At 67.4% G+C, this 11268-nt stretch carries 9 protein-coding genes; 5 read left to right on the top strand and 4 right to left on the bottom strand.

Translation table 11 applies throughout. The features are described from left to right. Window positions 1-23 precede the first annotated feature (23 nt). Entirely contained in the window at window positions 24-908 is an 885-nt protein-coding gene (locus tag RSO01_RS43655) for a MurR/RpiR family transcriptional regulator (protein WP_147156887.1), read from the bottom strand. A 24-nt stretch (window positions 909-932) separates the two neighbouring features. Continuing rightward, complete coding sequence (locus RSO01_RS43650; RefSeq protein ID WP_147156886.1) at window positions 933-1961, bottom strand: amino acid ABC transporter substrate-binding protein; 1029 nt, start codon at window positions 1959-1961, stop codon at window positions 933-935. Between the two features lie 291 nt (window positions 1962-2252). Between RSO01_RS43650 and RSO01_RS43645 the strand changes: the two genes are divergently transcribed. Together RSO01_RS43645 and RSO01_RS43640 are read left to right on the top strand one after the other, a co-directional pair. Continuing rightward, a complete protein-coding gene (locus tag RSO01_RS43645; RefSeq protein WP_246159218.1) occupies window positions 2253-3320 on the top strand; it encodes an efflux RND transporter periplasmic adaptor subunit in 1068 nt (355 codons plus the stop codon). Between the two features lie 113 nt (window positions 3321-3433). Beyond that, a complete protein-coding gene (locus RSO01_RS43640) occupies window positions 3434-6631 on the top strand; it encodes an efflux RND transporter permease subunit (protein ID WP_147156885.1) in 3198 nt (1065 codons plus the stop codon). On the opposite strand, the gene RSO01_RS43635 is transcribed toward RSO01_RS43640, so the two are convergent. Continuing rightward, on the bottom strand, window positions 6612-7595 hold the full coding sequence (locus RSO01_RS43635) for an aldo/keto reductase (protein ID WP_147156884.1): 984 nt from the start codon (window positions 7593-7595) through the stop codon (window positions 6612-6614). The two genes, RSO01_RS43640 and RSO01_RS43635, sit on opposite strands and share 20 nt — an antisense overlap. An 87-nt stretch (window positions 7596-7682) precedes the next feature. On the opposite strand from RSO01_RS43635, the gene RSO01_RS43630 reads away from it, so the two are divergent. Continuing rightward, complete coding sequence (locus RSO01_RS43630) at window positions 7683-8540, top strand: SDR family NAD(P)-dependent oxidoreductase (RefSeq protein ID WP_147156883.1); 858 nt, start codon at window positions 7683-7685, stop codon at window positions 8538-8540. Window positions 8541-8542: 2 nt separating this feature from the next. Beyond that, entirely contained in the window at window positions 8543-9244 is a 702-nt protein-coding gene (gene msrA, locus RSO01_RS43625; protein ID WP_147156882.1) for a peptide-methionine (S)-S-oxide reductase MsrA, read from the top strand. 6 nt (window positions 9245-9250) lie between these two features. Here the strand turns inward: msrA and RSO01_RS43620 are convergent, their stop codons facing one another. Next, window positions 9251-10474: an MFS transporter gene (locus RSO01_RS43620; RefSeq protein WP_147156881.1), complete on the bottom strand. Its 1224-nt coding sequence runs from the start codon at window positions 10472-10474 to the stop codon at window positions 9251-9253. 129 nt (window positions 10475-10603) lie between these two features. On the opposite strand from RSO01_RS43620, the gene RSO01_RS43615 reads away from it, so the two are divergent. Beyond that, on the top strand, window positions 10604-11176 hold the full coding sequence (locus RSO01_RS43615) for a TetR/AcrR family transcriptional regulator (RefSeq protein WP_147156880.1): 573 nt from the start codon (window positions 10604-10606) through the stop codon (window positions 11174-11176). The last annotated feature ends 92 nt before the right edge of the window (window positions 11177-11268 follow it).

Below are 11268 nucleotides of genomic sequence, written 5' to 3'. Positions count from 1 at the left end.
GGTCCCGAAGAGGATGAACATGATCAGCGTCCGTTGCGTCGGGGCAGGTGCACGCCGAAGGCGGCGAGCTGCGCCTCGGTGTGCTCCAGCGCAGCCAGCGCCTTGGCGCCGCCGCGGCCTGCTACCAGGGCGGCCAAAATCTCGGCGACGGCCAGGAGCGGTGTCATCGTGTGGAAGAAGGACGGGCTGCTGGTCGCCACCAGGATGGTGTTGTTGGCGATCTGGGCGAGCGGCGAGACCTCGGAGTCGGTGAGCGCCACGACCGGCACGTCGCGGCCCGCCGCGTAGCGCGCGGCCTCGATGGTGGCGCGGGCATAGGGCTCCACGCTCGCCACCAGGAGCGCGTCGGTCCTGCCGGCGTCGCGGATGGCATCGAGGCCGGTGCCGCCGGCATCGTCCAGCATCACCGTCTTGTCGCCGAGAAGCGACAGCATGTAGTGGAAGTGCCACGCCGCAGCGTGGCACGAGCGCAAACCGAGGCAATAGACGCGCCGCGCTTCGTGCAGGCAGCTCGCGGCTTCGGCCAGCCGATCGAGCGCGGCAGGCTCGCTGAGCGCCGCAATCTGGCGCGACAGCAGGGTCGCCATCTCGGCTGCCAGCGCGCGCTCGCCATGCAGCGCCTGCGCCTCGACCTGCACGCCCGCCTTGCCGGCGAAGCCCAGGGTGCCGGCACGCACCGCGCCGGCATAGAGCTCGCGCACGCTGTCGTAGCCGTCGAGGCCCAGCCGCTTGGCCAGCCGCGTCATGGTGGCGGGCGGCACGCCGGCGCGACGCGCCTGCTCGCGCATTGACAGCAGCGCCACGTCGTCAGGACGGTCGAGCATGTAGCGCGCGGCCGTCTGCAGTTGCGGCGGCAGGAGATCGAACGCCTCGACGATCGAGGCGTTCAGCGGGCCGCGGGCTTCCATGTCTGTTGTCCGATCCTGGGCGCCTCAGCGCAGCGGGATGGGATACATCAGGCCGCCCTTGGTCCACAGGCCATTGAGACCACGCGCCAGCTTGAGCGGGCTGCCCATGCCGACGTTGCGCTCGTAGCTCTCGCCGTAGTTCCCGACCTGCTTGACGATGTTGTAGGCCCACTTCTCGTCGATCTGCAGGGCCTTGCCATTGCCGGGCTTCACGCCGAGGAAGCGCTGGACCAGCGCGTCGGTCGACTTCAACTGCTCGTCGACATTGGCGGTGGTGATGCCGCGCTCCTCGGCTTCCAGCATGGCGAACAGCGACCAGCGCACGACCGCCATCCAGACATCGTCGCCGCGGCGCACGAACGGCCCCAGCGGCTCCTTGGAGATCAGCTCGGGCAGGATCATGTAGTCGCCCTGGCGGCCGCGCGTGGCGAGCGCCGACGCGAGCGCCGACGAATCCTGGGTGATGGCATCGCAGCGGCCGGCGAAGAAGGCCTCGTACATCACGTCCTGGCTCTCGAACACGACCGGCTTGAAGGTCATGTTGCGGCCGCGGAACCAGCTCGCAACGTTGAACTCATGGGTCGTACCCTGGGCGACGCAGATGGTGGCGTTGTTGAGCTCGGCCAGTCCCTTCACGCCGAGCTTCTTGGACACCATGAAGCCCTGGCCGTCATAGAAGTTGATGCCGGCATACTGCAGGCCAAGCCCGGCATCGCGCTCGAGCGTGATGGTGGAGTTGCGCACCAGCATGTCGATCTCGCCCGACTGCAGGGCAAGGAAGCGCTGCTGGGCCGACAGCGGCACGTACTTGGCCTTGGTGGCATCGCCCAGCACCGCGGCGGCGACAGCATTGCACATGTCGATATCGAGGCCGGACCACTTGCCCTGGCTGTCGGGCAGCGAGAAGCCGCCCAGGCCGACATTGACGCCGCAGATTACCTGACCGCGCTTTTTCACGGTCTCCAAGGTCGACGGTGTCTGGGCCGAGGCGGTGGCGAAAGCGAAGGCGCCGAGCATGACGCCGGCGACGAGGAGACGTTTGACGATGGTCATGGGCTTTCCCCCTGAAAGACTGAGCCATTCGTACCGCTGGACCGGCAAATTTGCAACGAATGAATCCAATTGTGGGTAGTTTGATCCATTTGGATCAGTCCGGCTACGATGTTTCCAATGGTTACTCCTGACGGAATTGAAACCGGCCGCTGCTACAACCACATGTGCCGCGCCGCAAAACGTTCGCGGGGGAGTACCCGTTTGTCCTTACATCGTCGCCTGCTGGCAGCCGCCGGCCTCGCTTTTCTTGTCACTTCATCGGCTGTCTTTGCTCAGGGCGGTCCCCCGGCAATGCCGGTCACCATCGCCCCGCCGGTCGCAAAGCGCGTCACGCAGTGGGATGAGTTCTCGGGCCGCTTCGAGGCGGTAGCGCAGGTCGAAGTGCGCGCCCGCGTCTCGGGCTTCATCGACAAGCTGCATTTCCGCGACGGCCAGGTCGTCAATGTCGGCGACCTGCTGTTCACCATCGACAAGCGGCCGTTCGAGATCGCGGTCCAAAGTGCCGAGGCCGAGGTCGCGCGCAACAAGGCGCAGGTCGATATCGCCGAGCTGCAGGTCGAGCGCGGCGCGGCGCTGGTCAAGTCCAGGAACATTCCCGACGCCGAGTACGACCAGCGCAAGGCCAACCTCGCCGTGGCGAAGGCCCAGCTCAAGACGGCCGAGGCCGCGGTGCGCAATGCCGAGCTCAACCTCGACTGGACCGATGTGAGGGCGCCGCTGGCCGGCCGCATCTCCGACCGCAAGGTCGATGCCGGCAACCTGATCCAGGGCGGCCAGCAGGGCGCCACCCTGCTCGCCACCATCGTCACGCTCGATCCCATTCGCTTCGTGTTCGACGTCTCGGAATCGGACTACCTGCGCTACACGCGCCTGTTCCTGTCGGGCGCGATGGCGTCGGCGCGCGATTCGGTGAATCCGGTGCGTATCCGTCTTGCCGACGAGAGCGAATGGACACGCACCGGCAAGGTCGACTTCGTCGACAACACGCTGAGCGCCCGCTCCGGCACCATCCGCACGCGCGCCGTCGTCGAGAACAAGAACCAGCTGCTGACGCCCGGCATCTTCGGCCGCGTCCAGCTCTTTGGCGGCGAGTACGATGCGCTGCTGATTCCCGATTCGGCGATCGTCTCCGACCAGGCGCGCAAGATCGTGTTCACGGTCGGCGCCGACAACGTCGTGAAGGCCAAGCCCGTCACGCTGGGTCCGCTGGTTGACGGTTTGCGCGTTGTCCGCGAGGGCCTCGCCGCAAACGACAATATCGTGCTCGATGGTCTCGCCAATCCGATGGTGCGGCCGGGCGCCAAGGTCGTGCCCCAGAAGGGCGAGATCAAGACCGCCGAAGCCAAGCCCAACCAATAGTGCCTCACTGTCATCCCGAGCGTAGCGAGGGATCTTTCCTGATCCGAAAGATCCCTCGCTACGCTCGGGATGACAGCTGCCGATAGCCACAGCCCCCAGACCAGGCTCACTCCATGCGTTTTTCCCATTTCTTCATCGACCGGCCGATCTTCGCCGCGGTGCTGTCGATCATCATCCTGATCGTGGGCGGCATCGCCCAGTTCGGCCTGCCGGTCGCGGAATATCCCGAGATCGCACCGCCCACCGTCAACGTCACGGCCACCTATCCCGGCGCCTCGGCCGAGGTGATCGCCCAGACCGTCGCCACGCCGCTCGAGCTCGAGATCAACGGCGTCGACGACATGCTCTACATCAACTCGCAGTCGACCGGCGACGGGCGGCTGTCGATCAACGTGGTATTCAAGCCCGGCACCAACATCGACCAGGCCCAGGTCAACGTGCAGAACCGCGTCGCGGTGGCTCAGCCGCGCCTGCCCGAAGACGTGCAGCGGCTCGGCATCGTGGTCCGCAAGGCCTCGCCCGACCTGATGATGGTCGTGCATATGACGTCGCCCGACGGCAGCCGCGACCAGCAGTACATCTCCAACTACGCCACGCTCTACGTGAAGGACGTGCTGGGCCGCATCGACGGCGTCGGCAACGTGCTGGTGTTCGGCGCGCGCGACTATTCGATGCGCGTGTGGCTCGATCCCGCCCGTGTCGCCGCCCACAATTTGACGGCCGGCGAGGTGATGCTGGCGATGCGCGCCGCCAACCTGCAGGTCGCCGCAGGCGCCATCAACCAGGCGCCCGCGGTATCGCCGGGCGGCTTCACCTTGTCGGTGCAGACCTTGGGCCGCCTGACCGCGCCGGAAGAATTCGGCAACATCGTGCTGCGCGCCGAGCCCGACGGCTCGGTGACCCGCCTGCGCGACGTCGCCCGCATCGAGCTGGGCGCGCAGGACTACACGCTGAACGCCTATCTCGACAACAAGAACGCCACGGCGCTCGGTATCTTCCAGCGCCCGGGCTCCAACGCCATCGCCACCTCGAACCAGATCAAGGCGACGATGGAGCGGCTGAAGAAGGACTTCCCGACCGGCCTCGACTATTCGGTGGTCTACAATCCGACGGAGTTCATCCAGGCCTCGGTCGATGCGGTGATCGAGACGCTGTTCGAAGCGCTGCTGCTGGTCGTGATCGTGGTGATCGTGTTCCTGCAGACCTGGCGGGCGGCGATCATCCCGTTGCTGGCCATCCCGGTGTCGCTGATCGGCTCGTTCGCCGTGATGGCGGCGGTCGGCGTCTCGTTCAACACGCTGTCGCTGTTCGGCCTGGTGCTGGCGATCGGCATCGTCGTCGACGACGCCATCGTCGTGGTCGAGAACGTCGAGCGCTACCTGACGCAGGGCATGTCGCCCAAGGCCGCGGCCCACAAGACCATGGACGAGGTCGGCGGCGCGCTGATCGCCATCTCCCTGGTGCTGATCGCAGTGTTCCTGCCGACCGCCTTCATCACCGGCCTGCAGGGCACCTTCTACAAGCAGTTCGCCATCACCATCGCGGCCTCGACGGCGATCTCGTGCTTCGTGTCGCTGACCTTGTCTCCCGCCATGGCGGCGCTGCTGCTCAAGACCCATGCGCTGTCGCACGTCGAGCAGCCCAAACCCACGCTGCTCGACCGGCTGATGTGGCCGATCAATGCGTTCTTCCGGCTGTTCAACCGCGGCTTCGAGTGGCTGTCGAACTTCTATGGCCGGGCCACGGCGCGGCTGATCCGCTGGACCACCATCGTGCTGGTCATCTACGCCGGCCTGCTGGTGCTGACCGGCAACATCCTGGTCAACACGCCGACCGGCCTGGTGCCGCAGCTCGACCGCTCCTACCTGATCGCCGCCATGCAGCTTCCCGCCGGCTCGACCCTGGAGCGCGCCGACCGGCTGGTGAAGCAGGCGTCGGACATGATCATGGCGACGCCGGGCGTCGAGCATGCCGTGTCCTTCGTCGGCTTCGACGGCGCCACCTTCACCAACGCGCCCAACACCGGCGTGATCTTCGTCACCCTCAAGCCGTTCGAGCAGCGCCGCGACCTGCCGATGGCCAAGATCCTGGCTGACCTGCGCGGCAAGATGTTCTCGCTGCGCGAGGCCTTCGTGTTCGTGCTCGAGCCGCCCTCGGTGCCGGGCATCGGTACCGGCGGCGGCCTGAAGGGCTACGTGCAGGATCGCGCCGCGCGCGGGCTGCCGGCGCTCGAGGGCGCCACCTGGGCGCTGGCCGGGGCGGCCGGGCAGACGCCGGGCCTCACCCAGGCCTTCACCCTCTTCAGCACGCGCACGCCGCAGATCTGGGCCGAGATCGACCGCACCAAGGCCGAGCAGCTCGGCGTGCCGATCGCGCGCGTGTTCGAGACCCTGTCGGTCTACATGGGCTCGGGCTACGTCAACGACTTCAATATCCTGGGCCGCACCTATCGCGTGACGGCGCAGGCCGACGATCCCTATCGGCTCACCGTGCGCGACGTCGGCAACCTGAAAACCCGCTCGTCCAGCGGCGAGATGGTGCCGATCGGTTCGGTCGCCACCTTCTCCGACACGACCGGTCCCTATCGCGTGGCGCGCTACAACCTCTATCCCGCGGCCGAGATGCAGGTGGCGCTGAAGCCCGGCTTCTCGTCGGGACAGGGCATCCGCGCCATCGAGGGCCTGGCCGAGAAGGTGCTGCCCTCGGGCTTCGGCTTCGAATGGACCGAGATCGCGCTGCAGGAGAAGCTCGCCGGCGACACGGCCATCCTGGCCTTCGGCCTGGCGGTCATCTTCGTGTTCCTGCTGCTGGCGGCGCTCTACGAGAGCTGGCTGTTGCCGCTCGCGGTCATCCTGATCGTGCCGATGTGCGTGCTGGCGGCCATGGCCGGCGTCGTGCTGCGCGGGCTGGATCGCAACATCCTGGTCGAGATCGGCCTGGTGGTGCTGGTGGGCCTCGCGGCCAAGAACGCCATCCTGATCGTGGAGTTCGCCAAGCAGGCGCACGAGGCGGGCATGAACCGCTTCGACGCCGCGGTCAGCGCCGCCAAGACGCGGCTGCGGCCCATCCTCATGACCTCGCTCGCCTTCATCCTGGGCGTGGTGCCATTGGTCGTGAGCTTCGGCGCCGGCGCGGAGATGCGTCAGTCGCTGGGCACGGCGGTGTTCTTCGGCATGCTGGGCGTCACCGTCTTCGGCCTGGCGTTCACGCCGGTGTTCTATGTGGTGAGCACCGGTCTCTCGGAGCTGCGCTTCAGGTGGCGCAAGCCCGAGGTGCCGCCGGAGGCGACGTTCAAGCCGGACCAGGCCTGACGACGGCCTGATCGATGCGCCGCACGAGGTCGGCCGGCAACGGGCCGGCCTCGGCGGCGGCCACGCATTCGGCGAGCTCGCGGCGGTTCTTCACGCCCAGCACCAGGGTGTCGATGTCGAGCGCCAGCGCGTAGCGGTGGGCGACCACGGCGGGATTTTCGTTGAGCTCCTCGCAGATCGCGCGGAAGGGCGCGGCCCGCGCATAGTCGCGCAGTTCGGCATGATCGGCCGGCAGCTCTCGGTCGATGGCGGCGGTCAGGGCGCCGGCCTGCACGGCGCGAATGCCCATAATGCCGACACCGGCAGCCCGCGCCGCCGCGATCACGGCGCGCGGCTTGGCCGGCCCGTCGAAGAATTTCAGCCCGCCCGGCGAGTCGAGCAGATTGGCGATGCATTGCACCGCCGCCGGCGCCGGCTGCTCGCCCAGCACCTTGATGAGGGTGTCGGGCTCGCCGATGCCGGTAATGCCCCAGGCGCCGATCAGGCCTTCGCTGACGAAGCGTTCGAAGGCCGGCCGCACACGATCGACGAAGGTGGCATAGGGCGTCATGCGCTCGGCAGCGCCGGCCGCCGCACGGGCAATGAAGGCCTGGTCGGGGACGATGTTGGAATGGAGGAAGAAGAGGTCGAGGCGCTGCAGCCGCAGGCGCTTCAGGCTGGTTTCGATCGACTGGCGCAAGGTGCCTTCGACCTGGTCGGGCGCCAGGTTGCCGAGATTGCATTTGCTGGTGACGTGCAGACCGGCCGGCAGCTTGCCGCCGAACGCCTCGCCGACGACCTGCTCGGCCTTGCCGTCGCCATAGCGCGGCGCCAGATCAAGCAGGGTGATGCCGGCCGTCACAGCATCGTGCACGGTGGCGACACATTCATCGAACGTCGTCGCGCCCCACAGCATGCCGAGCCCGCCGCCGCCCAAGGTCAGGGTGGAGACCGGCCAGAGCCGGCCGAAGGAATGCTGTTTCATGCCGGTAACCTCGCGATGCGATCACGTTATAGTTTCTCGACTATATCGTGAGAATCGACTGTCCTCCGACCTGCGAAGGAAACCCCGATGCCCGCTCATCCCGCCCTTGCCGCCGGCCGCAGCGCCGTCATCACCGGAGCCGCCAGCGGCATCGGTCTTGCCGCGGCCCGCCGCTTCGCCTCGATGGGACTGAAGGTCTGTCTGGCTGATCTGTCGGCCGAGGCGCTGGACCGCGCCGCCGACGAGGTCGCGGCGGCGGCACCCGCCGGACGCGCTGCGGTGATCACCGTGCCGACCGATGTCAGCAAGCTCGAGAGCGTGCAGGCGCTGAAGGACAAGGCCTATGCGGCATTCGGCGAGGTCGCCATTCTGATGAACAACGCCGGCACGGCGCCGGGCGGCGGCCCGTACGATCACTACGAGCGCTGGCGGCGCGTGCTCGATGTCAACCTGTGGGGCGTGATCAACGGCGTGCAGACTTTCGCGCCCGCCATGCTGGCGCAGAAGACGGCGTGCGCCATCGTCAACACCGACTCCAAGCAGGGCATCACCTGCCCGCCGGGCGACACCGCGTACAATGTCAGCAAGGCCGGCGTGAAGGTGCTGACCGAGGCGCTGGCCCACAGCCTGCGCAACGAGGAGGGCAACCGAATCTCGGCGCACCTGCTGGTGCCGGGCTCGACCTTCACTGGCATGACGGCGCGCGGCCGCAGCGAGAAGCCGGCGGGCGCGTGGACGCCCGATCAGGTCATCGACATGCTGGTCGAGAGCATGGGCAAGGGCGACTTCTACATCATCTGCCCCGACAACGAGGTCACGCGCGACGTCGACAATCGCCGCATCCTGTGGGCGGCAGAGGACATCACCCGGAACCGGCCGCCGCTGTCGCGCTGGCACGCCGACTACAAGGACGCGTTCAACGCCTTTCTCACCGCGGAGAAGTGACGATGACCCGATGGCTTTCCCTTGCCCTGATCGGCGGCGCGCTCGCCGTTGCGGCGATCGGCCTTGGCATCCTGCCGTCCTGGGCCGAGAGCGCGAAGGTCGTACCGCCGCCAGCCGTGGACGCCGCCGCCGGCCAGGCGCCGCAGGTCATCGTGCTGGCTGGCGGCTGCTTCTGGGGCGTGCAGGGCGTGTTCCAGCATGTCGACGGCGTCACCAGCGCGGTATCGGGCTATGCCGGCGGCGCCAAGGAGACGGCGCAGTACGACAAGGTCACGTCGGGCCGCACCGGCCATGCCGAGTCGGTGCGCATCACCTACGATCCCAACAAGGTGAGCCTCGGCCGTCTGCTGCAGATCTATTTCTCGGTGGCGCACGATCCCACGCAGCTCAATCGCCAGGGCCCCGACGTCGGCACGCAGTACCGGTCGACGATCTTTCCGGCCAACGACGAGCAGGCGCGTGTTGCGAAGGCCTATGTCGAGCAGCTCGGCCAGGCGGGCGTCTACAAGGCCAAGGTCGTCACCACGATCGAGCCCGGCCAGACCTTCTATCCGGCCGAGGCCTATCACCAGGACTACATGACGCTCAATCCGCGCCAGCCTTACATCGCCATGCACGACCTGCCGAAGGTCGACAGTCTCAAGCGGCTGTTCCCGCAGGCGTATCGCGCCGAGCCGGCGCTGGTCTCCAAGACCGGGATGTGATCCCGATCAGGCCGTCGCCGGTCGCGGTGGCGGCCGCAGCAGGGCAAAGCTCACCTGCACGATGCCGGCGGTGAGGCCGATCGCGACGCCGAGGCGCCACGCCAGGTCGTAGGAGCCCAGCCGCTCGTAGAGCAGCCCGCCGCCGAAGGCGCCGAGAAAGCTGCCGAGCTGGTGGCTCATGAAGGCCACGCCCTGGATCATGGCCTGCCAGCGCAGGCCGAACATCTCGGCCACGGAGCCTGCGACCAAGGGGCCGACGCCCAGCCACAAAAATCCCATCGCCGAGGCGAAGACCAGCGTGCCAACGGGCGTTGGCGGCAGGACGAAATACCAGCCGAACACCATTGAGCGGGCGATGTAGATGCCGCCCAGAAGGCCGAGCTTGGACCAGCGCCCGCCGGCCCAGCCGAAGAACAGGCCGCCGAACACGTTGAACAGGCCGATCGCCGCCAGCGCCTGGGCACTCAGCGTCGGGTCCATGCCGCAGATCGCGAGATACGATGGCAGATGGGTAGCGATGAACAGGAGCTGCATGCCGCAGACGAAGTAGGCGGCGGTCATCACCAGGAAGGACGGAGTCCTGAAGGCGCGCATCAACGCGGCTTTTGCCGAGTCGTCGCGCCGGTCGCCGGGACCCGCCGGTACGGGCAGGCGATCGACGCGGCCGGCAATCCAGGCGGCCGGCAGCATGCCGAGCGCCAGGACCAGGAAGCCGAGCACGCCCGCACGCCAGCCGAAGTCGACGGCCAGCCACTGGCCCAACGGCGCGGAAAGCAATGCGCCCAGCGAGCCCGAGGCAGTGATGGCGCCCAGCACCAGACTGCGGGAGCTGCCGGATACGGAGCGCGAGCCGACTGCCAGCGCGATGGCCGAGGCGGTACAGGCGAGCGCCAGGCCGATCAGCACGCCCGCGCCCAGCATCACGCCCAGCATGCCGTCGGCCAGGGCGAAGGTGAGCATGCCCGCGAGATAGAGCAGGCTGCCGCCCAGCATCACCGGCCGGAAGCCGACGCGGACGGCCAGCGCACCCGCCACCGGCTGCAGGAAGCCCCAGGCCAGGTTCTGCATCGACATGGCGAGCGCGAAGTCGGAGACGCTGACGGCGATGTCGCGGGTCAGCGGCGGCATGATCAGGCCGAAGCTCTGGCGGATGCCGCCGCTCAGGCTCAGCATGATCGCCGCCCCGACCAGGATCGGCAGGGTCGGGCGCAGCTCTTTCATGAGGCTCATCGGGTTCACCCTTGATTACACAGGTCTGTGTACCCTAGGGTCGGGGTCCGGCCGGTCAACTGAAAAATACACAGGTCTGTGTAATAAATGCCACAATCCGAAACGCGTTCCGAAACACGTTCGAATGAGATGCGCGAACGCATCCTCGAGACGGCCGACCGGTTGTTCTATGGCCAAGGCATCCGTGCCGTCGGCGTCGACACCGTCGCGGCCGAGATCGGCATCAGCAAGCGCACGCTCTACAACTACTTTCCGTCGAAGGACGAGCTGATCGTGGCCTACCTGCAGCGGCGGCTCAGGCCCATGCCAATATCGGACCTGCCGCCAGCCGAGCAGATCCTGGGCAATTTCGAGCGATTGGAGCGGACTTTTTCAGCCGGCGTGTTCCGCGGCTGTCCGTTCGTCAACGCGGTGGCCGAGATCAAGGAAGCCTCGCACCCCGCCAACAAGGTCGCCTTCGCCTTCAAGGAGCAGCGCCGCCTGTGGTTTCGCGACCTGCTGGCCAAGCTCAAGGTAAAGGATCCCGACACGCTGGCGCTGCAGCTGCAGATCCTGGCCGACGGCGCGATCGCCGCGGCCTTGGTGCGCGGCGATCCCAAGGTCGCCGTCACGGCTGGCGAGGCGGCCCGGACGCTGTTGCAAGCAGCCGGTGTGGAGCTGCCTCGCCCGAAGAGGGCGCGCCCTAGTAGCTCTGCACAGTGATCATGATGGTTGGCGCGGGGCCGATAAGGTTGCCTGCACTGCTGGCACGGTACCCGACCCCCGGAGTAAATGCGTCGATCGACCGCCTATGG

Origin of the sequence: Reyranella soli (genome assembly GCF_007992495.1) — a bacterium.
Taxonomy (GTDB): Bacteria; Pseudomonadota; Alphaproteobacteria; order Reyranellales; family Reyranellaceae; genus Reyranella; species Reyranella soli.
Note: the sequence above shows the minus strand (reverse complement) of the source record. Positions and strands in the feature narration are given on the sequence as shown.

Bases quoted from the DNA above. Each gene is read 5' to 3' on its own strand.
- RSO01_RS43655 (WP_147156887.1), bottom strand. From the start codon at position 908: ATGGAAGCCCGCGGCCCGCTGAACGCCTCGATCGTCGAGGCGTTCGAT.
- RSO01_RS43650 (WP_147156886.1), bottom strand. From the start codon at position 1,961: ATGACCATCGTCAAACGTCTCCTCGTCGCCGGCGTCATGCTCGGCGCC.
- RSO01_RS43645 (WP_246159218.1), top strand. From the start codon at position 2,253: ATGCCGGTCACCATCGCCCCGCCGGTCGCAAAGCGCGTCACGCAGTGG.
- RSO01_RS43640 (WP_147156885.1), top strand. From the start codon at position 3,434: ATGCGTTTTTCCCATTTCTTCATCGACCGGCCGATCTTCGCCGCGGTG.
- RSO01_RS43635 (WP_147156884.1), bottom strand. From the start codon at position 7,595: ATGAAACAGCATTCCTTCGGCCGGCTCTGGCCGGTCTCCACCCTGACC.
- RSO01_RS43630 (WP_147156883.1), top strand. From the start codon at position 7,683: ATGCCCGCTCATCCCGCCCTTGCCGCCGGCCGCAGCGCCGTCATCACC.
- msrA (WP_147156882.1), top strand. From the start codon at position 8,543: ATGACCCGATGGCTTTCCCTTGCCCTGATCGGCGGCGCGCTCGCCGTT.
- RSO01_RS43620 (WP_147156881.1), bottom strand. From the start codon at position 10,474: ATGAGCCTCATGAAAGAGCTGCGCCCGACCCTGCCGATCCTGGTCGGG.
- RSO01_RS43615 (WP_147156880.1), top strand. From the start codon at position 10,604: ATGCGCGAACGCATCCTCGAGACGGCCGACCGGTTGTTCTATGGCCAA.